The 23,674-nt window shown below is 46.8% G+C and carries 18 protein-coding genes; 2 read left to right on the top strand and 16 right to left on the bottom strand.

Annotated features, from left to right (window positions below; translation table 11 throughout):
* Window positions 1-130 precede the first annotated feature (130 nt).
* From H70357_RS16765 to H70357_RS36915, 10 genes are all read right to left on the bottom strand, one after another.
* Complete coding sequence (locus H70357_RS16765) at window positions 131-1,609, bottom strand: Lsa family ABC-F type ribosomal protection protein (RefSeq protein ID WP_038591732.1); 1,479 nt, start codon at window positions 1,607-1,609, stop codon at window positions 131-133.
* A gap of 313 nt (window positions 1,610-1,922) precedes the next feature.
* Entirely contained in the window at window positions 1,923-3,260 is a 1,338-nt protein-coding gene (locus tag H70357_RS16760) for a voltage-gated chloride channel family protein (RefSeq protein ID WP_081966189.1), read from the bottom strand.
* A gap of 39 nt (window positions 3,261-3,299) precedes the next feature.
* Complete coding sequence (locus tag H70357_RS16755; protein WP_052092071.1) at window positions 3,300-4,166, bottom strand: DegV family protein; 867 nt, start codon at window positions 4,164-4,166, stop codon at window positions 3,300-3,302.
* A gap of 26 nt (window positions 4,167-4,192) precedes the next feature.
* The gene (locus tag H70357_RS16750) at window positions 4,193-4,735 is read right to left on the bottom strand and encodes a TetR/AcrR family transcriptional regulator (protein ID WP_052092571.1); all 543 of its coding nucleotides are present in this window, start codon (window positions 4,733-4,735) and stop codon (window positions 4,193-4,195) included.
* 182 nt (window positions 4,736-4,917) lie between these two features.
* Window positions 4,918-7,224 carry a universal stress protein gene (locus tag H70357_RS16745; RefSeq protein ID WP_038591726.1) on the bottom strand — a complete coding sequence of 769 codons (2,307 nt, stop codon included), beginning with the start codon at window positions 7,222-7,224 and terminating at the stop codon, window positions 4,918-4,920.
* Window positions 7,225-7,294: 70 nt separating this feature from the next.
* Complete coding sequence (gene kdpC, locus H70357_RS16740) at window positions 7,295-7,915, bottom strand: potassium-transporting ATPase subunit KdpC (protein WP_038591724.1); 621 nt, start codon at window positions 7,913-7,915, stop codon at window positions 7,295-7,297.
* A gap of 38 nt (window positions 7,916-7,953) precedes the next feature.
* Window positions 7,954-9,987: a potassium-transporting ATPase subunit KdpB gene (gene kdpB, locus H70357_RS16735; protein WP_038591721.1), complete on the bottom strand. Its 2,034-nt coding sequence runs from the start codon at window positions 9,985-9,987 to the stop codon at window positions 7,954-7,956.
* Between the two features lie 19 nt (window positions 9,988-10,006).
* Window positions 10,007-11,683, bottom strand: coding sequence for a potassium-transporting ATPase subunit KdpA (gene kdpA / locus H70357_RS16730; RefSeq protein WP_038591718.1), 1,677 nt, complete (start codon window positions 11,681-11,683; stop codon window positions 10,007-10,009).
* 71 nt (window positions 11,684-11,754) lie between these two features.
* Window positions 11,755-11,832 (bottom strand): K(+)-transporting ATPase subunit F, encoded by a 78-nt coding sequence (gene kdpF / locus H70357_RS37145; protein ID WP_081966187.1) that lies wholly within the window; start codon window positions 11,830-11,832, stop codon window positions 11,755-11,757.
* Between the two features lie 230 nt (window positions 11,833-12,062).
* A complete protein-coding gene (locus tag H70357_RS36915) occupies window positions 12,063-12,191 on the bottom strand; it encodes a hypothetical protein (RefSeq protein WP_269322560.1) in 129 nt (42 codons plus the stop codon).
* A gap of 451 nt (window positions 12,192-12,642) precedes the next feature.
* Here H70357_RS36915 and H70357_RS16725 point away from each other — a divergent pair, with 451 nt between their 5' ends.
* Window positions 12,643-13,401 (top strand): carbohydrate-binding protein, encoded by a 759-nt coding sequence (locus H70357_RS16725; protein ID WP_231578485.1) that lies wholly within the window; start codon window positions 12,643-12,645, stop codon window positions 13,399-13,401.
* A gap of 554 nt (window positions 13,402-13,955) precedes the next feature.
* Here H70357_RS16725 and H70357_RS16720 read toward each other — a convergent pair.
* Window positions 13,956-14,579, bottom strand: a complete 624-nt coding sequence (locus H70357_RS16720; protein ID WP_038591713.1) for a hypothetical protein — start codon at window positions 14,577-14,579, stop codon at window positions 13,956-13,958.
* A 263-nt stretch (window positions 14,580-14,842) separates the two neighbouring features.
* Between H70357_RS16720 and H70357_RS16715 the strand changes: the two genes are divergently transcribed.
* On the top strand, window positions 14,843-16,120 hold the full coding sequence (locus tag H70357_RS16715; protein ID WP_038591710.1) for an IS110 family RNA-guided transposase: 1,278 nt from the start codon (window positions 14,843-14,845) through the stop codon (window positions 16,118-16,120).
* Window positions 16,121-16,831: 711 nt separating this feature from the next.
* On the opposite strand, the gene H70357_RS16710 is transcribed toward H70357_RS16715, so the two are convergent.
* The 5 genes from H70357_RS16710 to H70357_RS16690 all read right to left on the bottom strand — a co-directional run bounded on the left by H70357_RS16710 (window position 16,832) and on the right by H70357_RS16690 (window position 23,668).
* Window positions 16,832-17,542 (bottom strand): response regulator, encoded by a 711-nt coding sequence (locus tag H70357_RS16710; RefSeq protein WP_038591707.1) that lies wholly within the window; start codon window positions 17,540-17,542, stop codon window positions 16,832-16,834.
* A complete protein-coding gene (locus H70357_RS16705; RefSeq protein ID WP_038591704.1) occupies window positions 17,535-20,234 on the bottom strand; it encodes a sensor histidine kinase in 2,700 nt (899 codons plus the stop codon). Before H70357_RS16705 ends, H70357_RS16710 begins: the two co-directional genes overlap by 8 nt.
* Before the next feature lie 98 nt (window positions 20,235-20,332).
* Window positions 20,333-20,905: a 5' nucleotidase, NT5C type gene (locus H70357_RS16700; protein WP_038591701.1), complete on the bottom strand. Its 573-nt coding sequence runs from the start codon at window positions 20,903-20,905 to the stop codon at window positions 20,333-20,335.
* A gap of 180 nt (window positions 20,906-21,085) precedes the next feature.
* Window positions 21,086-22,075: an alpha/beta fold hydrolase gene (locus H70357_RS16695; protein WP_081965827.1), complete on the bottom strand. Its 990-nt coding sequence runs from the start codon at window positions 22,073-22,075 to the stop codon at window positions 21,086-21,088.
* Between the two features lie 150 nt (window positions 22,076-22,225).
* Entirely contained in the window at window positions 22,226-23,668 is a 1,443-nt protein-coding gene (locus H70357_RS16690) for a DUF4179 domain-containing protein (RefSeq protein WP_038591698.1), read from the bottom strand.
* Window positions 23,669-23,674 lie beyond the last annotated feature (6 nt).

Here is a 23,674-nt window from a genome sequence, read left to right as displayed (position 1 = left end):
TCCCTGCAGCTTCGTCGGATCATAGTTATATCATATACGCGAAAGAACTCATTGGGTTACGAGTTAGGAGTTATTTCGGGTGAGCCGAGAAAGTCTGCAGTGACCGGTCCTGAGAAATTCAGGTAATGGATTACAGATGAATGATTTTTGTAGCAATATTGTTGCAAAATTCACTGTCATGCTCGACAAAAAGAATAGTTGGTGTGTATTCCAGCAGCAGCTCTTCAATCTGCATCCGGGAAATAATATCAATAAAATTAAGCGGCTCATCCCAAATATGCAAATGGACCTTCTCACTAAGGCTTTTCGCAATAAGCACTTTCTTCTTTTGCCCGCCGCTAAACGCAGATATATCCTTTTCAAACTGTACTCTGGAGAAATCAAGTTTTCTTAAAATCGATTTAAACAGGCTTTCATCAATCCCGTTGCTTCTGGCGTAGTCCGTTAAATTGCCCTGTAAATGCGAGGTGTCCTGTGATACGTAAGATACCGTAAGCTGGCTGTCCTTCCTGAGTGTGCCTGTATAGTCTAGCTCCTCGCCGCAAATCAGCTTGATAATGCTTGATTTACCGGAGCCATTTATACCGGAAAGTGCAATTCGCTCCCCCTGCTCAATCGAAAAGCTGATATCTGCGCAGGCGATTTTCTCCCCGTATTGAATCGAGACATGTTCAAGCTCAACCAGCTCGTTTTTATGATAATTAAGCTGTGAAATCTCCAGGCTGTCGGAATTTTCAATATTTTTCAGCAGTTTAGACTTTTCAGCAATGGCAGATTGCTGTCTTTGCTCAATGGCTTTAGAGCGTTTCATCATTTTAGCAGCCTTGTGGCCAACATAACCTTTATCCAACTTGGAACCGGAATTCCGTGTTCCATTTTTGCTTTTCTCCACCTCATGCGACCAGTTGCCCGTTCGTTTAGAAGAATCCGACAAGCGCTTGATGTCTCTTCTTAGTTTTTCATTCTCTGCCAGTTCAAAATGATCTTGCCGCCTTTTATTTTCCCACCAAGCGGAGAAATTCCCCTTTTGAATTTCTATGTTGGTTTTATTGATTGACAGGATGTGGTCTACACAATTATCCAGAAAGGATCTGTCGTGGGAGACCAGGATAAAGCCGCTTTTGGTATTCAGATAAGCACTGACCAGTTTTCTTGCATTCAGATCCAAATGATTGGTAGGCTCATCAATGAGCAAAAAGCTGTTTTCCTTAATAAATAATGCAGCAAGCAGCACCTTCGTCTGCTCACCGTTGGACAAGGAATCAAAGGGCCGGTATAGAACATCCTCGGATACTTTTAGTAATGAAAGCTCCCGCATCAGCTTCCAGTGAATATAATCCGGGTAGATGTCGCTGATTACGTCAAGGGTATTATTTTCCTTATTCTCGACAGGGAACGGGAAATAGTCGAAATCGACCTTAGACGAAATCGTTCCGCTGTATTCATATTTACCAAGCAACAAGCTTAGGAAGGTTGTTTTCCCTCTCCCGTTTCTTCCCGTAAATCCTAATTTCCAATCGGTATCAATTTGAAAACTTACGTTCTCAAATATATTATCGTAGCTGCCTTCATAGGCAAACGTGAGGTTCGCAACATTGATTAATGACATAAATATTCCTCCTGTATATAAAAAAATAAGAGCTACAAGAAAGTTACTTTCTTGTAGCTCAAATAAATACAGCAAATCCAGCCCCAAAGCGGAGTTAGACAAGGATATTCGTCTGAGTGAAAAGAAATGCGTAACTTTCTTGCGTATAAAGAATAAAACACATGCGAAATAAAATCGCATTTGTCGTTTTATTGTTTAAAAGATTCGCAAGAAAATTTCTACATTATCCTTTTCAACTCCAGTCATTAAAGTAACAGAATTTTACCATACCTTTTATTTAATTTCAACCCAAGCATGGTTTTGATCAGCAAATCTACTGATTGGTATGTTTTTTTCCGCTGGCTTTTGTTTTTCGTTTGCGCAGACCCTTGACGGAGGCTAGGGTAGTCCCTTCTGGGATAGGGATCAGATGACTTTTCGATACGCCGATCTGCTGGGATGTATAAATACCGGTATGTCCTGAGAATAAAAAACTGACCAGACAAGCAATAAACATATAAACCGCCCCGGTGGAACCAAATAATTCAATCCCCATTATGAAACAGGCAATAGGTGTATTGGTGGCTCCGCAGAATACCGCAATAAAGCCCAGTGAGGCCAGGAAAGGAGCATATAAATGAAGTACACCAGCCAGGCTGTTTCCGAGTGTCGCCCCTATAGCAAATAATGGAGTAACTTCACCGCCCTGGTAGCCTGTGCCTAAAGTAAATGCAGTGAAAATGAGCTTCCACAGGAACGCAAATGGCGGCATTTCTGTCTCAAAGGACCCGCTGATGAGTGGAATACCAAGTCCCAAGTAATCCCTGGAACCTATGACATAAACTAAGGTAATAATAATGAGCCCGCCTACCGCACTCTTTAGCATCGGGTTTTTAAAGAAGTAGGTGAACGTTCGCTTTAAAAAGTGGGTCAGTTCGCTGAACAACATACTGACTAAACCAAACACTATCGCAGCAGCGATCACTTTTAACAGGACGACTAGATCCAGAGCCGGAAAAACATCCACCTGATAATGGGTATGATGCACCTTCCATAAGCGGGTAGTCACCAGATCGCCCACAAAACTGGCTGTGAAACAGGGCAGCAGCGCTTTATGGCTGATGAGTCCAATCGCAATCACCTCCAGCCCAAAAATGGTCCCGGCCAGAGGTGTCCCGAAGATTGAGCCGAAACCACCACTTATCCCGCACATCAGCAATATTTTTCGGTCCAGCGCATTGATCTTAATAAGTCTCCCGAATCCTTCGGCCAAGCTGCCTCCCATTTGTACTGCAGTTCCTTCCCGCCCGGCTGAACCACCGAAGAGATGAGTGATAAGCGTGCCAAACAGCACCAAAGGAGCCATCCGCAACGGAATTGCTTCATTACCCTCCCGGATTTGCTCCAAAATCAGATTATTTCCCTTGGCACTGTTTTTGCCGTAGCGCATGTATAGAAAACTTACCAGCGCGCCTCCCGCCGGAAGCAGAAAGAGCAGCCATCCATGATTCAGCCGAACCTCAGTAACATAATCCAGACTCTTGAGGAAAAAAACCGAGGCCGTTCCGGACAATACGCCTACTATGCCGCCCAGGACAATCCATTTCAAAAAAGTGCTCCACAGCGCCAGATGGCTGCTTCTTTCCGTAAGCGCCGCCCATTTCGCATACATGTTCTTCATTTGCTGTATTCCCCGCTTTTCCGTAATATATCAGTCCTGATCAGCTCTGCGGTAGTAGCTTACACCCAAACTTCGTGGTGAGGTGCGGGAGAGAAAGCCGCTGATGCTCGAAGTCACAAGCACTTCGTCGCATCCCACTTTTTTAATCAATGCTTCCCTTAAATATTCAGCAGGCTGCTCTGCCATCGTCTGTGAGATAAGCACGAGCTTCTGGTCAATCTCGTCTTTGTTGTCAATTGCATTGTGCAGCATCTTATCCAGCGCTTTTGTGGCGCCGCCTTGTGGCTCATTCATGGAGAAATGCATGCGCCCCGATCTGACCGTTGCCGGACTTTTTAAATTCAAAGGACTTTTTATCCGATTATGCAAACCGTAAACATTTCCACCCTGATTTACAAAGTTAAGCTTATCAAGCAGCATTTCTTCTTCCAGGTTTGTCCGGGAGTGATGCAGCTCTTTGGTTATAGTTGCGGGATGCCTTCTCTTCCTCGCCGCTGCGACTGCCCGAAGGACCATCATCGCCGTCCCTGAGGAAATGCTTGAGGAATCAATGACAGTGACTCTCCCTTCCGGAAATTGTTGGGCGGCTGCCACTGCATTCTTGTAGGTTGGGGATAACCCCGAGGCCATGCTGATGAATAATACATTGTCTCCGGCAGCAATACAAGGAGCAAAGAGAGTACTTAAGTCATGAGATGTTGGAGCAGCAATACCGGGAATCGTCCCCTTCTCTCTTACGTAGGTGTAGATCTCCTCAGTAGTTATATCGACCGTATGCCGGAATATCAGCTCATTACTAAAAACAACATATACAGGAGCTATGCCAATCTCATATTGTTCTATTACGGTGGACGGCAGATCTGAAAGACTATCTGTAAATATCTTTACTTTTGTCATTTGGCAGTCTCCTTAAAACACTAGAATCATAGGATTCTAATGGCATTCCAACAGCTTTCTTCGACACCTTCCAGCAGATCGGGGGTTTCGGTTAACACTCCAGACTTAATCAGCTTGAACAACAGCACAAACGCACCATATACAATGGCAATCAGCGCATCTGTATTGAACTCTTTGATGACCCCAACTTTTTTACCATTCTCCAACACTTGGCGAAACGTTCCAAGCAGCTCATCAAACACCTGCTTGCTTCGGTCATCCAGATAATAAGCGCTATTATGGGATTCGATAAAGAGCAGCGCATTCACATTATTATCGGCAAACTTCACTAAACGCTGAAAAATATAATGAAATTGCTCCCGAATATCCGGCGTGGAATGAATGCCCTCATATTTTAACGTGTCCGAGAACACTTGCACGCAATGCTGAAACAATCCGTTAACAAGCGATTCTTTATTGGCAAAATAGCGATATATCGTACCTGCCCCTACCTTCGCACTTTCAGCAATCATCGGAACGGTTGTGCCGTCATATCCTCTCTCGGCAAACAGCACCAAGGCCGCTTTCATGATATCTTCCCGTTTGTTAGTAGCCAGTGTAATCACCCTTACCTTAGACTGGAATGGTTCCGGATTCAACCGGTATAGATTTGAGCGGAATGAATATTCATTCTCCTATTATAAGACTTTAAAAGAAGAATGTAAAAGGAACCAATCCACAGGATCGGTTCCTTCTGTCTTCCTCACTCTTCTCATTGATCAGCCACCACCAGCATATCCATATGCCGGGCATGACGGAGCAGATAGTGGACGAAGCTTTTTTTGATGAGCGTCCGCCAGAGCGGCTTCCTCACCTGCCCGATGATCAGCTGTGTCGTCTTCACTTCATTGATCCTGATTAATAAATGCTCGTGCAGGTTCTTACGGCTTTCTGCCATAGTCACCTCTAAATTCCCTCCAAGCTGTTCTGTTAGACGACGCAGCGTCTCCAGCCGTTTCTGCTCCTCGGGTGTTTCTTTCGAACTGCAGTGCACATAATGAACATACCACTCGGCTTTCAAGCGATGCGCAATGCGGAATCCGCGGCGAATCAGCCGCTCTGCCCTTGGTCCCAGATCCACACAGACGAAGATCACCTCTTTTCTGCTCCATGGGCCCCGCAAGGAATTGTCCCGGTCCCAGGCCTCCAGCCTTTCATCTACATCATCCGCAATTTCGCGGAGGGCCAGTTCACGCAGTGCAATAAGATTGCCGATCTTGAAAAACGATTCCAGCGCCTGGTTTACTTTCTCTGAGGCGTATATCTTCCCTTCCCGCATCCGCTCCTGCAGCATTTGTGGCGTTACATCGATCAGTTCGACCTCACTGGCCATTTTGAGAATCGCATCCGGCACAGTCTCCCTGACACGTACGCCGGTTAATTGGGCTACCGCGTCGTTCAAGCTTTCCAGATGCTGCACATTTACAGTTGTAATGACAGAAATGCCGTTTTCGAGCAGACGGATCACATCTTCATACCGCTTTCTGGTTATACTGCCGGGCACGTTGGTATGTGCCAGCTCATCCACCAGGACGACCTCCGGGCGGCGGGTAATAATTGCGTCCGTGTCCATTTCTTCCAAATGCGTATTTTGATATAGAATTTTGGCCCGGGGTACCGTTATTAATTCGCCTATCTGCTCCTGGGTTTCCTTCCTGCCATGGGTTTCCAGCAGCCCGATGACAACATCGATGCCTCTGCTTTGAAGTATATTCCCCTCCTGAAGCATCTTGTAGGTTTTGCCAACTCCGGGAGCCGCACCGATATATACCTTAAAGGATCCACGGCGGATCACTTCAATCTTCTTCTCCATCTCTTGACTGGTCAACCGGTGGAAAGGCTCCTTCTTCCCTTGCGGATTACGTTTGATCGGCAGAATCCGTTCTCCTTCCTGCTCGGCCCGGTCGGCCATCAGAAACACATCAATATTGCGGGTCTGACGCAGTACACGGTCAGCGATCGAGCCTTGCCACCGCTCCTGCCAGCGGCTTTTTTGGGAGTGGCCCATGACGATCCGGGTCACATTGTTTTGAATGGCATAACGCACCAGTTCGGAAGGAAGCTGGCGTTGAAGGGTGAGAGGAAGCTCTTCAAACCTGGCGCCCACCCGCTCTACCAGCTTTACAATTGAACGCTTAAAGGTCTGCTGGTCCTTCGTCAGCGGCCGGTTAGGAATAGCAAATGTCACCACAATCAGATCACCGCCCAACCGCTTGGCGATTTGCTGGCCTCTTCTCACATAAAGCGACCCGTTCCAATGGTACTGCGCGGATACCAGTATCCGCTCCATCGCGCCGGAAGGACCAATGAGCCCATGTTCCTCGCGATGTTTCTCTAGCGAATCGTTGACACCTTCAGCCACCAGACGCAGAGACAGCTCTCGAAGCACGCCGAGATTGCCGGGTCGGGACAGTGCAGGATGCGTCTCATGGCCTAAAACACCTTCCTCGATCCGCTTCAGAATAGTTTCAGGTGAGACATCGATCAAGCGGACCTCATCCGCAAGCTCCAGGGTATGCAGCGGTACGGTTTCATCTGCGCGGATTCCCGTCATTTGAAAGATGGTCTCACCCACTCCAGCCAATTCATACACATTGATGGTCGTAATTACGCTAATGCCGTTGTCCATCAAATAACGGATATCTTCCAGCCGCGTTTGAAAACGGGCTTCTTTGCGGTTGCGGTGCGCCAAGCCATCTACAAGCAGTACCTCGGGATTGCGCTCCAGCAAAGTCTCCAAAGGAAGATCCTTCTGCTCCTTGCCGTCTTTCAGCCAATGAATGCTGGGGACACGCTCCAGATCGGCAAGCTGCTGCATGGTTTCCGCTCTCTGCATCGTCGATACGGCACTGATTACAACATCAATGCCCTGCTTTTTCAATAACTTGCCTTCCTCCAGCATATGATAGGTTTTGCCTGATCCGCTGACGGAGCCGATGATAATCTTCAGCCTGCCCCGGTGCAAACGGTAAATGGAATACAGAATTTCTTCCGGGGTTTTGCGTTTGTATGGTGCCACTTGTTAACCTCCTATCCTTAAGCGGAAACTACCCCTGTCCGCTGGAAGCGCAGGCAGGGGTGAGCCGGTTCTAATTCGCCGGTGTTTCCATTAAAGCGAGATTTAGCTTCAGCACATTGACACGTTCCTCACCAAACACCCCAAGATCGCGGCCTTCAGTATATTTTTCCACCAATGCTTCTAGCTTATCTGCTGAAATACCGGTCAGATTGCTGATTCTGGGGATCTGTACCGTAGCCGCAGCGGGAGATATATGCGGATCCAGGCCGGAACCGGAGTTCGTGACCAAATCTATAGGCAGCTCACTAACCGGAATGTCAGGGTTATTCGCTTTCCACTCAGCTATAGTATTGCTGGTGCGTTCTAGCAAATCCGGATTGGACGGTCCATAGTTGTTCGATCCCGAGGCTTCAGCCTTGTACTCAATACTGGACACACGGCCTTGGAATAACGCCGGATTCTTAAAGTTCTGGCCAATTAGCTCAGAGCCAATCACCTGGCCTTCTCCATTCTTCAGCAGGCTCCCGTTCGCCTGGGAAGGCATAAGAACCTGGGCAAGCGCGGTAGAAGCCAGCGGATAGATGATCCCGCATAATACAACAAACACTAGGCTAAGTCTTATCACACTAAATATATATGAACCTTTAGAAACTGGCTTTTGCTCTATTGCGCCTGAATTGACGATTTGCATAATTTATTCATCCTTTCTTCTAGCCAAGTGCAGTGATCTTAAATCCATATGCTTACAACCAGGTCAATCAACTTTATGCCGAGGAAGGGAACCAGGATCCCGCCAAGCCCATAGATAAATATATTCCGGCTCAGCAGCTTGGTGGAGCTCATCGGCTTATACGATACGCCTCTCATCGCCAAAGGGATAAGCAATGGAATGATAATTGCATTAAAGATCAGTGCTGAGATAATCGCGGAGCTTGGAGAACCTAGTCCCATTACGTTCAGCACTTCCATCTCTGGAATGGCCAGCGTAAACATGGCGGGAATAATCGCAAAATACTTGGCGATATCATTCGCGATACTGAAGGTTGTTAATGCTCCGCGTGTCATCAGCAGCTGCTTGCCGATCGCCACAACCTCAATGATCTTAGACGGGTCGGAGTCCAGATCAACCATATTGGCCGCTTCCTTCGCCGCTGTGGTCCCGCTGTTCATCGCAAGTCCCACATCCGCCTGTGCCAATGCAGGAGCATCATTCGTGCCGTCCCCAGTCATTGCCACCAGCTTGCCTTCACTTTGCTCCCGGCGGATGACCTCGATCTTATTCTCCGGTGTACTTTCGGCAATGAATCCGTCGACTCCGGCCTCGAAGGCGATAGTAGCAGCAGTCAGCGGATTGTCCCCTGTACACATAATCGTCTTGATGCCCATTTTGCGCAGTTCATCAAAACGTTCCTTCATCCCCGGCTTAACCGTGTCTTTCAGATAGATGAGTCCATATATCCGGTTATCAACTGCAACAGCCAGCGGTGTCCCTCCTTTGCCGGCAATGGCATTCGTTTGCTGATCCAAATGATCTGGAATCTGCCCCCCTTGAGAAGACACCCAGCGCTTAATGGAATCCACAGCCCCTTTGCGAACCATCCGGCCGTCCTGAAGATCCATTCCGCTCATCCGTGTTTCGGCACGGAATTCTATAAACTCGCCTCCAGCCATAAGGCTGTTGTCGTAACTGTATCCTTGTTTCTTGGCCAGCTCAATGACGGAGCGCCCTTCCGGCGTCTCATCTTTCAGCGAGCTGACAGCGGCCCACCCGGCCAGATCCTCTACCGTCTCATTGCCCACAGGTACAAATTCACTGGCCATACGGTTGCCAAAGGTAATTGTGCCGGTCTTATCAAGAATCATCGTGTTGATGTCTCCGGCAGCTTCGACCGCTTTACCGGACATGGCGAGCACATTGAACTGGGTAACCCGATCCATGCCCGCAATTCCGATTGCCGACAATAACCCTCCAATGGTAGTGGGGATCAGACAGACCAGCAGCGCAATCAAGACCGGAATTTCCAGGTTGACCTCCAGATAAGCGGCAATCGGCTGCAGGGTGACTACCACGATCAGGAAGATAATCGTCAGGCTGATCAATAGCGTGTTCAGCGCAATTTCATTCGGTGTTTTCTGCCGTTTGGCTCCTTCCACCAGTGAGATCATCCGGTCAAGGAAAGACTCGCCGGGTTCACTTGTAATCTGTACCTTGATCTGATCGCTTACGACTCTCGTACCGCCTGTCACGGAGCCAAAATCTCCGCCGGCTTCTTTAATAACGGGAGCCGATTCACCTGTTATAGCCGATTCATCCACGGATGCCAGCCCTTCAATGACCTCGCCGTCGCCGGGAATAAGTTCTCCTTGACTGACAACAACGACATCGCCTTTTCGCAGTTCGGAGGAAGCAACAATCTTAATGACGCCTCCTACCAGTCTATTCGCGGAAATATCCTGCTTGGTTTTCTTCAGTGTATCCGCCTGCGCTTTCCCGCGGCCTTCCGCCAGAGCTTCCGCAAAATTGGCAAACAATACGGTAACCAGCAGTATGAAGAAGACAGCTATATTGAAGCCTCTAGCCTCCTCTGCGTCGAAATAACCAGGGGCGAGAATCATCAGCAGAACAATAATCGTTCCAATTTCAACAACAAACATGACCGGATTCTTCATTAGCGTCATCGGATTCAGCTTGATAAAGCTGTCCTTGACTGCACTTCGTATAATAGGCCCACTCAGCAGCTTCTTTTTTTGTACAGTACTCATCTCTATTTCTCCCTCTTTCCTACCGTAGAGTCAAATGTTCAGCAATCGGTCCCAGGACCACGACCGGCAGAAATGTCAGCGCACCAATGATCAGCACCGTACCGATCAAGATGCCGGTGAACAGACCGTTGTCTGTACGGAATGTGCCGATTGTCTCCGGTACGGGTTGCTTGCGGATCAGGGAACCTGCAACGGCGAGCATTGCAATGATTGAGATATAGCGTCCTAGCAGCATTACGATACCAGTCATCACATTCCAGAATGTGCTGTTGTCCGCAAGTCCTTCGAAACCTGAACCGTTGTTGGCAGCAGAGGAAGTGTATTCATATAACACTTGCGTCAGACCGTGGTACCCGCTATTGCTAATAGCGCCTTGCCCCAGATCCGTCAGGAATGAGGCTGCTGTCGGTGCCAGAATGATCAGCGGATGAATCAGTATCGCCACCGCGATCAGCTTCATCTCCCTCGCTTCAATCTTTCGACCGAGGAATTCCGGCGTCCTCCCCACCATCAGCCCGCACAGGAAGACCGCAAGCACGGCGTACATCAGCATATTGATAAGGCCCACGCCTTTGCCACCGAAGACGTTATTCAGCATCATTAGCGCAAGCGGCGTAATACTTCCCAGCGGGGTTTGGGTATCATGCATATTATTGACGCTACCTGTTGTCGCTGCGGTTGTTACTGCCGTAAACAAGGAGGATTGCGGTACACCGAAGCGAACTTCTTTTCCTTCCATGCTGCCTTGAGAAGTTTCAATGCCCAGGTCTGCCATTGCCGGATTTCCTTTGATCTCCGCAGCATAATTGAGCGACAACAGCAGTACGAACAAAGTCATCATGGCCGCAAAGATGCCCCAGCCCTGCCGTTTATTCTTAGCGAACAGTCCGTACATATAAGGCAAGGATGCGGGCAGCATCCACATGGACAGGATTTCAATGACATTGGTAAGCGGTGACGGATTTTCAAATGGATGTGCGGAATTCGCCCCGAAGAATCCTCCGCCATTCGTTCCCAGATGCTTGATGGATTCCAGTGAGGCAACCGGCCCGATCGCAATCTGTTGAGCAGCACCCTCCAGCGTAGTTACCTCCAGTGTAGGTTTTAATGTCTGCGGAACATGCAGTGCTACTAAAGCCATTGTTACAAGCAGTGCAAGCGGCAGGAACACCCGAATAATCGCCTTGACGAAGTCTTCGAAGAAATTCCCCAGTGAATTTTTACCGGTAATCCCTCTCACAAAAGCTGCTGCTACGGAAAAACCGCTGGCTGCCGATGTGAACATCATCATGGTGATAACCGCCATCTGCGAGAAATAGGAAAGACCGGTCTCCCCACTGTAATGCTGCAGATTAGTGTTAGTCATGAAGCTGATTACCGTGTTAAACGTAAGGGTCTGCTCCAGCTCGGTAATTCCATTCGGATTTACAGGCAGTCCGCCCTGCAGGCGGAGAACCAGATAACCGAACACAACCAGCACAATGTTGGTAGAAAGAAAGCTGAGTGCATAGGTCTTCCAGGACATCCCTTCACGGTTTTTCAGGCCACTTACCTTGTATATGCCTCGCTCGAATCCCCCAAAGATCCGGTCCAACCGGTTTGGTTCATTTGAGAACACATGATATAAATAAGTTCCTACCGGTTTAACCAGTAGCAGCAGTATGGCAATGACTACGACGATTTGTATAATACCCACGAATGCCCCTCCTTCATTTAATGAGCTTCAGCTCAATGCTCTATATGTCTTGCTGTTTATTACCGCACTGCCTAAAATTTCTCCGGATGAATCAGGGCGTAGACCAAATAGAGAAACAACAGCATCGTTGCGATCAGGACCACTGTCATTGCTCTTTCCCCCCTTTATCGTCGATGACGTGCCCACACCACTGTGCAAACGCATAGAACATACCGAAAAACACAGCGAGTGCCACCACCATATACATGTCCATCATATCCTTCGCACTCCTCTCCAACATTCTCTCATCTCTGCTTTTAACTACTGATTCAGCGTACCATCTATGCCATTAGTTCAGGGTTAGGGTTTGCATGAGAGAATAAAGATTGCATTAAGATTGTCAGAATTCATCATCTTCATAGTCGCCTGCCCTCTTTAAATCAATGTAGTCATAAATCTTCTTAATGGTATAAAGCACCACGATCATGATTGCGATCAACCCGGCATTTTTCAAAAATTCATCCATCATAAAGATCCTTTCCTGAATGTCATATTTAGCTACCGGTTTAGAATAGCACTCAAGGCATTAATTCAGGGTCAGGGTTTGTATGAGCGGATAAAGATTGCATTAAGTTGATCGTATAGACGGCGAGTCCTTCCTTTTTTGAAACGAAAAAAACCGCCTTCTCCCAAGACGGTTAATTCCGTGCTACAGTATCCAGTTAGTCTGTACATTTTTTCAGGTGTGAAAGTCGCCTTACTTAATATATAAATTATGTTACTATTTTACTATTTACATCAAGCCCAATTAAGATTATTGTATTAACAGGAAATGATTTCCTTTCCGTAAATTTCAATTTGGTTTCAAAGTGTTAAGGGAGGGATGAAAGAACAATAACGCGTTCAAATGTATGTCTTCCTTGTCGGCTCAGACTCAGGTGTAAAAATTTTAAATTAGAGGAGCGAGAACTGTGAAAGCAATGAAAAAACTTTTTGCTGGATTGATGATGTTTACTCTGATTTTTGGTGTATCCTTTGCCGGATCGGCATTTGCCAGCGGTAATGAGGTAAAGCTTATTGACTCGGATGTCGGCGTTATTTATAAACCTGGATATGTCGGATTCAGCGGCAATATTGAAGTTGCTAATCTGGGACCCGTGAAGAATGTGACTGTCCACTACACGACAGATAACACAAATTGGTATGATACGAGTGCATCTTATGTTGGGGCGGCGGATGTAAACCATGAGAAATGGCATTTTGGCATTTCCAGAACTGATTCTTCAACAGATCATTTGGAGTTGAAAAATCTGGACTTCATAAAATTCGCAATCAAATACGAAGTGAATAACCAGACCTATTGGGATAACAACGGGGGAGCGAATTATTACAATCAAGTGAATCATACAGTTCCCCTAAGATCCGTGATTTTGGGAGAACCCAATGTGCTTAACGCCAATAGTACTCTGAGCAATGGTGAATTCAGCGGAAATATCTATGTGAAGAACCTGAATCCGGCAAAATCAGTAAAAATACTGTACACAACGGACGACTGGGCGACGACTCATGAGGCCTACGCCGTTTATACTGGCTCTTTGAATAATTTCAACACTGTTGAAAACTGGAATTACAGCATCAATGTTCCGGGTGCTACAAATGTTAAATATTCGATTGAGTATACAACTGGCGGTCAAACGTATTGGGATAATAACTATGGCCATAATTACGAGGTATTCTAATTCATTTTACATTTAATAGCAGGATCACAGGCGGCTTACTATTCCGCTCTGTGATCCTTTTCTCTGTGGAGACCAAGCATCTCCACTATTTATAACGCTGTTTGGTGTTCTCAATGATATTACACTATTTTTTATTGAATCATTTTGTACCTATAGATTGAACTTATAATTCTTCTATTTTGGGATTGGTCGTGACTACAGAGAATGTTTGGACTTCCGGCCGCTGTTAGGTTTGGATTTCCTGAATTTAACCGCGAATCGCGCTAGAAATCCAATCCTAAAGGCGGACGCTGTCGCTCCTACAGTTCCAAAATCCCCCTCCGCCACTTTTCCCTACATGTAATTCTCAAGTTCAATCTATATTATGCATAATTATAGTCATTTACTTGAATACAATTCTTTTGACCTTCCACAGAAAGAGCCTTCTCAATTTGTGAATATAGTGACTAAAGGGCTGTCAATAAGAGAATCATTATTTTCAATAAAAACTTTCACAAAGTGAATTAAAAAAATGCCCATCAGCCGAAGCCGTTGGGCAGATATATAACATTTTATTAGTGAAAAACTGTAAGCGATCCATCTATTGGGCTATCCATATCATTCAAAATACCAAAGTAATATGTCTTACTTTGATTGAGATTATAGAACATCGCATTTGCAGTTATGCCAACAGTCCCCTTATAGGTTGCAGCAACATTTCCAGTTGTAAGTTCATAAGCAACAATTCTATATTTTCCAGTTGCCCCATGATTCACTGGGGTAGTAGTAACATTGATATATATTATTTTCTCACCATTAACAGGGAAATAATAATTCGTAAATACATAGTCCTCTACATAAGAGAAAGAACCTGAATAAGAGTTATTTGCCAAGTTCCAAAAGTTAGTTGGAGCATTACTTCCTCTTGCAGCAACGTTTTTCTCAGTCAGAACTTGCACAGGCTCTGTGGATAGAGGGACAGTGATATTAGGGACATCAGTAACTTGAACAGTAGAATTAGTCTCAATCTGTGTTGTATTTAAATTATCTACGAAATTGCTACTTGGAACAACCTGAGCAATTCTGGCAGGTGCATCCGAAGCATTTGGTGTAGAACTTGCCGCCGATACAGAAACAGAGATGGAAGTTAACAAAAATGCTGTAGCTAAAACTGTAAACACTTTTTTATTTTTCACCATTTCATCCTTCCTTCTAAATTTTTAGACACTAAAATTTTCACCTACCCTCCTATCCTATATTATTGTAACATTACCATTTTAACACATGATTATAATTACAAAACAAATTGAAAGTAGGGACCCTAAAAGCCCGTAGCGGATTCATTTACTCGTAAACATTCCTGTATACGCTAAGTTTTCAGCTTAGACAAAAACAAGAGCGCCTCGTATGATGGGGGTGTAAGGGGTCTACAGCCCTAAAAACCCATCAGGAGGCGCTTACTATGAAGTCTAACCGAAACGATAGGACAAATCAACGCATTGAACGAATTAGCATGCAGCATGCAGTGGTCGGGATCGACATCGCTAAGGATGCACACGCCGCACAGATGACCGATTTTCGCGGACGTTCGCTCACTCCCCGTCACCTGTCTTTCCCTAACACACTGGAAGGCTTTGAGAAGTTTTTGCGCTGGGTAAGGGAAGCTCAGTCGAAGCATCGGCTGACATCCCTTCTAATCGGTCTGGAGCCCACCGGCCATTACTGGTTTAACCTCGCCAATTGGCTGCTTCAGCAAGGGATCGAGGTGGTGTTGGTCAATCCAGTGACGACTCACCGCAACAAAGAGAACCGGGACAATAGTCCATCCAAGAACGACCCCAAGGATGCGCTTGTCATTGCGGACGTCGTAAGCCGTGGCTATTACACAGACTACGTTACTCAGGCAGCCGTATTCGAACGGTTAAAGACGCTCATGAGCGATAGAGAGTATTGGGTCAAACAATCGACAAGCCTGGGCAACCGGATCGTTCGCTGGATAGACCTTTACTTCCCGGAATTTCGCCAAGTCTTCCCGGACTGGACGGTGCTAAGGTCGCTGGCGTCGCTCCACGCTTGCCCTATGCCGTGTGACCTAAAGAGACTGAGCATCGACGAAGTCATTGACCATTGGCGTAAGCAAGGGATGAGACGTGCTTCTGGCGTCAGCGGCAGAGCTAAGGCGGCGGCCTTGCTGGCAGCAGCAACGCACAGTATTGGCGATACGAGGGCAACGGAAGAAGCGCGGCAAGACATCCGCCGCCTGCTTCAAACCTATGAGCACGTGGTCGCTATGCTCGGCGAAATGGATGAGGCCATCCAATCTATCTTGACGGAGATCCCCTTGGCCGAGCAGTTGCGGAGCATCTGCGGGCTTGGAAACATGACGCTGGCAGCCATTCTGGCTTCAGCTGGCGACTTGCGCCTCTATGCGCATGGCAGGCAATTGTTGCGGCGAGCCGGCCTGAATCTGGCCGAGTGCACCTCCGGCAAATTCAAAGGACAAATCAAGCTCTCCAAACGCGGCGACAGTACGCTCCGCAAACACTTATACTGGGGGATGCTGAATCTCGTGCGGCAAAACCCCGATTTCAAGCGGTGGCATGCGCACAACCAGGCGCAGGGTATGAAGAAGCAGGCGTCGCTTTTTAAACTGATTGGCAAGCTGGCTCGTATTCTGATCGGCATGGTGCAGCGAGGGGAAACATACCGCAGTGCACTTGCAGCCCCGGTTGCCGCGTAAACCCGAACCACGAGAATTGACTTATTCGCAGGATTGTACAGCATATATGCATAAGAGAACCGAGTGCTTGAGTCCGTAAGGGCATTGACCCGTTAAGTAAACGCTATCGGTCTCCACGCCATGGACAGGTGTAACGAAGGAATGTGAGGGCGTAGACCCGTTGAGATCTGGGAGGGTGAACCTCCGTGGGCCAAGTGGAGTGTGCAGGATATCGACGATCTAAAGGCACGTCATGCGTTGCTTCTGTTCCCGCCCGCCCGCTAACCGCTCGACGGTTCAATTTCCATCGTAAGCCAACCATCTCCACCGCTTCATAGCGATGAAATCCTGCGAATGAGTGAGCATTCGTGAGAATCCCTCTTAATTACGAGGGAAGGACTCAGGAGACGCTATGGAGAGTAAAACCCCTGTTTAATCTCTTTTGCGGACCCAGACGACCTTATCAGCTCTATATTCTATCAAAAAGCGGCCATCAGGGAGAAATAACTGCGCTGGAGTCCGATGTCCTCCTGTATCAGGCTAATAGCTCCAAATAAGTGCAACTCGGTCCGTTCATGCTCAGAGCCAGGAATACACTTTCCGGAAGCACACACACCTTGCGGGTGAAGCGGTTTGAAGACACGCCCTAGTAGAATGGGTGCTTTGAAATTTCTCGTTAAATTCTTCCAGGTCTACGCTGACATTTTTATGAATTCTAAGCGTTAACTCAGGTCACTTTGTATCGTCGCCAACCTGCAGCATACGGTAACCAACTCCGATATGGGTTTGAATGTACTTTGGCTGAGAAGGCAGCTTCTCTATTTTCTTTCTCAGAGTCGCCATAAATACACGCAAGGCAGGGATGTCATAGGTATGACTGCCCCAGACTTCATGCAGGATGTAATTATGGGTCAATACTTTTCCCACATTTTTGGCCAGCAGGCAGATTAGCTTGTATTCAATGGGAGTGAGGTGGATTTCTTCTTCGTCCAACAATACGATGCCTGCCGAATAATCGATTCTGAGACTTCCGTTAGTAAAAATAGATGCATCCTTCAGCAGCTTGTCACTATCGTACCGGATACGCCGCAGGCTGACCCGGAGCCTCGCCAGCAGCTCTTCCACGCTGAAGGGTTTGGTCAGATAATCGTCTGCGCCTGCATCCAGCGCGTCGATTTTGTCCCGGTCTTCACTGCGGGCGCTGACCACAATAATCGGGATATTCGACCATGCCCGAACCTTCTTTATAATATCTACGCCATCCATATCGGGAAGTCCGAGGTCCAGTATCATAATATCCGGCTGCTTGGAGACCGCCTCCAGAATCGAGGCCTGGCCTGTTTCAGCTGTATGGTACTTATAGCCCTGCGTCTCCAGTGTTGTAGTAATCAATTTGCGGATGGGCTTGTCATCCTCGACGACAAGAATTAAAGGCTTATTCATGAACAACCACCTCCACGGCCTGCAGGGTAAAGCGGAACACTGTACCTTGCGGAACATTATCTTTCACACTTATTGTGCCTCCATGAGCAGTTACAATAGATTTACACAATGAAAGCCCGAGTCCCAGTCCGCGGCGGCCATCTCCGCGGATATTATCCGCCGTATAGAACATGTCAAACAGCTTAGCCTTCGCTTCCTCCGGGATACCGGGACCGTCATCGGAAATCTCTACACTGACCATTTCTTTATCGCGTCTCGCCGAGACTGTAATATGCGACCCGGTCCCGGTATATTTAATTGCGTTGTCGACAATATTGATCAGGACCTGAATAATCAGCCGGGAATCCATTTTAGCCATAAGCAGCTCTTCATCAAGTACGGTGCTGATCATATGATCTATGCTGCTTCGATGAATATGAAGCAAAGCTTCCGCAATAACTTCCTCCAGAAGCTCTCCCTGCATATTCAGATTTAATGACCCATTATCAATCCGGGTAATGGACAGCAGGTTCTCCACCAGATTAATAAGCCACATGGAATCATCATAAATATCGGTGTACAGCCCCTTCTTCTGTTCCTCGCTCAGCACCTTGGAGTTTCCGATGAGGATTCCCGCATTGCCGGATATACTGGTCAGGGGGGTACGCAAATCATGGGAGATTCCCCGCAGCAGGTTCGCCCGCAGCTGTTCCTGCTGAATTTGGATCGAGATTTCTTTTTGTTTTTCGTTTAGCATTTCTTTTTCCAGCGCCAGCGCACATTCTCCCAGCATCGCAATCATCAGACTTTTCTCAAAAACCTCCAGCGGGTCTTCCTTATCCATGGCGATGGCTGCCACTGCAAATACGCAATCTCCTCCCCGCACCGCATGATACAAGCAACTGGCGGCAGAGAAGGTATCTGTGGTAGCCCCGGCCCGTTTGTTATTCTTATAGACCCAGTCCGCAACCGCTTGTTCATTTCCGCCCGAAAACTCTTGAGGATCTACAGCCGACTCTTCCTTTAAAAAAACGAGCGGCTCAGATAAGCTGTCTTGCTGCACCGGATAAAAGATAATCGTTCTGTCCAGCAGCTTCACCATTTGCTGTGCCGTCTCATGAATGATTGCCGTGGTGTCTTTCGCCTGCTGCAGTTTACGGCTTGTCTCCAGAAGCACCTCTGTCCGATAAGCCTTTTGCGCGGATTGCCGGGCCTGCTCTTTTACCCGCATTGTCAGAGTGCTTGTGATAAAGGAAGCCGACAGCATCACCAGGAAGGTAACCGGATAACCCGAACCATACGCCTGTAAAGAAAAATAAGGTTTGGTAAAAAAGTAATTAAACACAAGCACACTAACAACCGAAGACACAGCGCTGTACAGCCGGCCTCCGGTAACCATCGCATTGAGCAGCACACCCAGAATATAGACCGTGATGATATTTGCTTCCCTGAAACCGAGATAATTAAACCACAGTCCGATTAAGGTGCAGACAACCAGAATTCCAGTCGTCTTGGCTGTGTCAGCCAGTGACAGCTCGGGATAGCTCACATATTGCGGAAATCTTTTATAGAACGTAGGCTGGGTGTCCGGAATAATATAAATGTCGATATTGGGTGCAGATGCGGTCAGCTTATCGGCCAAATTCGCTTTTGCAAACCACTTCTTTTTGTTATGGGAGCGCCCCACCACGATCTTCGAAACCCGGCTTGCTTTGGCATACTCCGCAATCTGTCCAGGGATATCTTCTCCATAGACTGTGGCAATTTGTGCGCCAAGCTGCTCTGCAAGCCTAAAGTTCGCTCTAAGTTCCGCCTTGTTTTTCTGGGTTAGCTTTTGCGTCTTCGGTGTCTCCACAAACAATGCGGTGAATTCCCCGTGAAAAGCCTCCGCCATTCTCGCCGCCGTGCGGATCACCTTTTTATTGGTAGCCGCCGAAGAAAGGCAGACCAGGACATGGTCTTTGGCATAATATTCGTTGGTTTTTACCTGAGTACCGATGTGTGAAGCGATTCTGTTCAATTGATTTGCCGTGTACCGCAGTGCAATCTCACGCAAGGCAGTCAGTTTTTCTTTGATATACAAATGAGCATTTGCCCTTTGTGCTTCTTCATCCGGATAAATGTTCCCCTTGTTCAGGCGGTCGATCAAATCATCAGGTTCAATATCAACCAGTTCAACCTGATCGGCACTATCGAATACACTATCAGGAATACGCTCCTCTACAGAAATGCCGGTTATTGAAGCGACTACATCCTGCAGGCTTTCAATATGCTGCACATTAATAGTCGTATAGACATGGATTCCTGCGCGAAGCAGCTCGCTTATGTCCTGATATCTTTTTTTATGCCTGCTGCCAGCCGCATTGATATGAGCCAGATCATCCAGAAGGATAAGATCAGGTCTTCTCCGGATCGCACGGTCCAGATCAAACTCCTCTGTAAGGATACCGTTATGGGTGACTTCCAGTGGCGGCATAAGCTCCAGACCCTTGAGCAGAATCAGCGTCTCCGGCCTGTGATGAGACTCAATACAGCCTGCAGCAACATCAATTCCGGCTTTTTGTTCCTCATGGGCAGCACTCAGCATGGCACAAGTCTTGCCGACACCTGCTGCGTAACCGAAGAATATTTTCAGTCTTCCAAGTCTTTTCTCTTCCGGCAGGTCTGGAATCTGCTCAAATTCGGAAGCTGAGCCGGTGCAGTTTGTTGCCATTTGGCTACCCCTTTTTCAATATCTTCGCTTTTAGCGCTAGTATATCATGAGCAAAATCTGCATAGTGTTACAACTTTGGCTGTGGTATTAAGATTGTATTAAGATGAAACGGGCTGACCCCCGAGGATTAGATCAACCTGCTCTTTGGCACCTTGCCAGGTGGTAAGCAGCGGAAATGCATATTGCTCCCGGGCCTTCAGGTTCCAAGGATGTGGAATGCAGAGTACTTTCCTTCCCTCCTGCAATGCTGGCACCAAATTATGTACCCCGTCATCAATGAGCAGATCGTAGTTAATCAGCGTCTTCCGCTTGCAAGGGAAGAAGTTCTCAATTGGAATAAAAGGCATATGCTTCTGAAGCCAGTTCCACTTCTCGATGACTGTCTTCGGCTGTGCAGCCGTAACGATAATTACATCATAAGCGTTATGCAGCTTCTCCATCTCCCCGACGACATGTTCGTCGAACACTTCAAGCTCCTCAAACAATCCGGGCCGTCCGTAGAAGATTTCCTGAGTGCAATCCGGATGGCGCAGATGATCGGTATCCCAATCAAGCATATCTTCATACCGCAGCAGATGCGTAGGGAAATCATTGTTGTTATGGTAAATCGCCCGCTTAACCAGATGACAGATCGTATCATCCATATCCACGGCAATAATTGGCTTTCTCATATATGTACCCCCATAGGTTGTTTCTAGTTTTTAGTATTGCTTTATTTATATTCGCTTATATTGCTGTTTTAGTCGAGAGCAACTTTATCACAAGAAAAAATTCTAGGCAGGAATTGCAAAAGCCAAGCCCCTCTAGTAAGAGGTGCTTGACTTATTTGTTGAAGCGGCTCACTTGTTATACTATTTGTTCCCTGCATATGCAGCGAGGAATTCATTTACTTCCTCTGAAATCTTCTTGGAATGGGTCCAATGCAGATAATGATGCCCTTCCAATACGACGAGCTTGTTAGAAGCTACATTCTTCAGCTGGGTTTCGTAAAAGGTAATGTTGGATTTGCCTTCTTCATTCACTTTGTCCGGTTTTGTAGTAAAAATCATTACAGGTATGTTTGAAGGAAATGACAGGTTCTTTGTTTTTTTGATATTGTTGTTAATTTCGCTTGCTTCATTTACTACATTCTTATTATAGGCATTCCATGCAGTGAGGATCTTGGTCAGCTTTAAATTCTCATCAGAATAAGTTCCATCAGCAGATATCGGCAGAACATTCTTAGGGCTGACGTAGGTTGCCAATCTTACAAGTCCGGTTGGTGCCGCCATGCTCAAATATTTAGGCATCGCGGGCGCAGACTCTTTGAAATACTCAACCGCCTGCGGCAAGGTTGGATCAATGCCTATTACTGCTTTTACCTCAGACGGATATTTATTGGCATAATACATGCTATAAATTCCGGATATAGAGTGGGGCATTAGGATATAAGGGCCTTTTACATTTGCCTTTTGCAAAGCGGTCCGCCATTCTTCAACGATATTTTCCACAGTTCGTTGTTTTGAAGTCCGCTCACTCCAGCCAGATCCGAAAGGCTCCACGACGACCACTCTATTGTTTTGAGCCAACTCATTCATCAAAGGTTCGAAATCCAAGACAGGCGCTGCTGTCCCCAGGCCGCTTAAAAGAACAATAGTGTTTCCCGTCTCACCTTTGGTGTACACATGCATTTTCTTGCCGGAGACTTCCACGAGTTGGCCCCATGCAGGGTATCTCTTTTGTTCGTACTTGGTCACCAGCATATTCGCAACCACACCGAGAATCAATACTACTAATAATAGCAGTACAATACTTCTAACAATTCTCCAAAATTTAAACTTCTTTTTCTTTTTCTCTTCCATCGGTTTCACTGCTCCCTGTAACAAGTCTTTGAACGTAATCGGATAATCGCCTCTCCCCTACTGGTCTATTGTAAAAGACGTAGTTTAAAAATCGGGTTGGTGAAAGGTTAAATTCCGTTTAAATAAAAATCTCATTACAGGAGACAGTACCTATTTTTGCGATGAGAACTCTACAGTTTGCGTGTCCATAATCGGGTTCCAATACCGCTCAATAGTTAAGGTTAGCGGTTGCGGGTATTCAACGGCTTCCTTTCCAAAATTATAGAGGTATTTATCTACGGCCGTACTCTCCTTGTTCGAAGAAATTCTACTGATTTGGCCGTTCACACCCGCCGTTTTGTGGGATTGACCATTGCCATCGGTAAAGGTATCCGACAGCCGCATACTAATGATACTGTTCAATGGGGCTTTCTGAAACGTTTGCTGGAACAGGATCTTTTCAGCTTCCGCCCCCTCTTCAGATTCAATAATGGAAAGGTCTGAGTTCGGAGCTTCGATCATCTGCTTTTTGCTTAGATCGACTTTAATTTTCATTTGATCTTTATCAAGAGCGGCAATTCCGAAGGTCTTCAATGTGGCAGCGTCCGGCTGGCCGTCCTGGGTGTTCTTGAAGTAAAGCGTGGACTGGGAGCGGTCCGAATAGACCTCGGAATTATCGGCTGTGATGATGCCGGGGTAGTAGGATTTCACCGTCTTTCCTGCGCTTTTAACAATCAGCACAGGCTCAATCAGGCTGAAGACTTGTTTATCATTATTCTTATCAAATTCCAAATCCACATAGGTGTTCAGCGGAGTATAGAGCACCTGATTCACTTTAATGGTCTGACCATCAACAATCAGATTGCTTTCGGGATGTAGCGTTCGTGTCTGTTCCTTGAACATGTCCGGATCAAGCTCGAAAGGAATTGACAGGTTAGTCTGGAGTCCCTTGCCTGAAGTTTGGTACAGCATCACATTCCATGTCACTTCCTTGGGATAGTCAACCGTGGGTGACAGGTTATTCGTATAGATGAAATAGGAGGTTTGGCCCGCGTTGATTTGACTACTATGAGCAGTTATCTCTAAACTCGCTCCGATAGACGCTGCTTCAAAAGCTCCAAAATCCAATGAGAAATCAGCATGAGATACCGTTTGGTCCGTATTGTTGTGTACACTATACAAAATAAACAACTTTCGGGTGTCTGCGACAGCGCCCATGACTTCGACCCGCAGGCCGTTTTTCTCCACGCTCTGGTAGACAGGCTTTATGAGATTCCGGTCTAGTATGCTTTGAAAAGATCTATCGCTTATGGAGGCTCCGCTAAATTTTGCGGAATCGGTCCATGGTTTAGTGGTAGCTGTGTAGCTCTGCGGCGATTGTTCGGCAACTTCCGTTCCTGGAGCATCATTGATATTAAAAAGAAACAGTGCTGCTGCAGCGGCTGCGATTACTACACCCATTCCGTAGAAATAGCTGCGCCGCTTTTCGCGTTTTTTTCCCTGCATGATTCCACCTCGCATTGCATTATAGAGTTTCATTTCCTCAAGGGCTTCAGCATTATGCTTTACTTCATCCACATTCTGGTGCAGAACGCGTTCTTCTTTGTCAATCATGTTCTT

Source organism: Paenibacillus sp. FSL H7-0357, assembly GCF_000758525.1.
In the GTDB taxonomy this organism is placed as follows: domain Bacteria; phylum Bacillota; class Bacilli; order Paenibacillales; family Paenibacillaceae; genus Paenibacillus_AQ.
Note: the sequence above shows the minus strand (reverse complement) of the source record. Positions and strands in the feature narration are given on the sequence as shown.

Excerpts from the sequence above, each read along its gene's own strand:
- H70357_RS16765 (WP_038591732.1), bottom strand. The coding sequence starts at position 1,609 with ATGTCATTAATCAATGTTGCGAACCTCACGTTTGCCTATGAAGGCAGC.
- H70357_RS16760 (WP_081966189.1), bottom strand. The coding sequence starts at position 3,260 with ATGTATGCGAAATGGGCGGCGCTTACGGAAAGAAGCAGCCATCTGGCG.
- H70357_RS16755 (WP_052092071.1), bottom strand. The coding sequence starts at position 4,166 with ATGACAAAAGTAAAGATATTTACAGATAGTCTTTCAGATCTGCCGTCC.
- H70357_RS16750 (WP_052092571.1), bottom strand. The coding sequence starts at position 4,735 with ATGAAAGCGGCCTTGGTGCTGTTTGCCGAGAGAGGATATGACGGCACA.
- kdpC (WP_038591724.1), bottom strand. The coding sequence starts at position 7,915 with ATGCAAATCGTCAATTCAGGCGCAATAGAGCAAAAGCCAGTTTCTAAA.
- kdpB (WP_038591721.1), bottom strand. The coding sequence starts at position 9,987 with ATGAGTACTGTACAAAAAAAGAAGCTGCTGAGTGGGCCTATTATACGA.
- kdpF (WP_081966187.1), bottom strand. The coding sequence starts at position 11,832 with ATGACAGTGGTCCTGATCGCAACGATGCTGTTGTTTCTCTATTTGGTC.
- H70357_RS36915 (WP_269322560.1), bottom strand. The coding sequence starts at position 12,191 with ATGATGGATGAATTTTTGAAAAATGCCGGGTTGATCGCAATCATGATC.
- H70357_RS16725 (WP_231578485.1), top strand. The coding sequence starts at position 12,643 with ATGAAAAAACTTTTTGCTGGATTGATGATGTTTACTCTGATTTTTGGT.
- H70357_RS16720 (WP_038591713.1), bottom strand. The coding sequence starts at position 14,579 with ATGGTGAAAAATAAAAAAGTGTTTACAGTTTTAGCTACAGCATTTTTG.
- H70357_RS16715 (WP_038591710.1), top strand. The coding sequence starts at position 14,843 with ATGAAGTCTAACCGAAACGATAGGACAAATCAACGCATTGAACGAATT.
- H70357_RS16710 (WP_038591707.1), bottom strand. The coding sequence starts at position 17,542 with ATGAATAAGCCTTTAATTCTTGTCGTCGAGGATGACAAGCCCATCCGC.
- H70357_RS16705 (WP_038591704.1), bottom strand. The coding sequence starts at position 20,234 with ATGGCAACAAACTGCACCGGCTCAGCTTCCGAATTTGAGCAGATTCCA.
- H70357_RS16700 (WP_038591701.1), bottom strand. The coding sequence starts at position 20,905 with ATGAGAAAGCCAATTATTGCCGTGGATATGGATGATACGATCTGTCAT.
- H70357_RS16695 (WP_081965827.1), bottom strand. The coding sequence starts at position 22,075 with ATGGAAGAGAAAAAGAAAAAGAAGTTTAAATTTTGGAGAATTGTTAGA.
- H70357_RS16690 (WP_038591698.1), bottom strand. The coding sequence starts at position 23,668 with ATGATTGACAAAGAAGAACGCGTTCTGCACCAGAATGTGGATGAAGTA.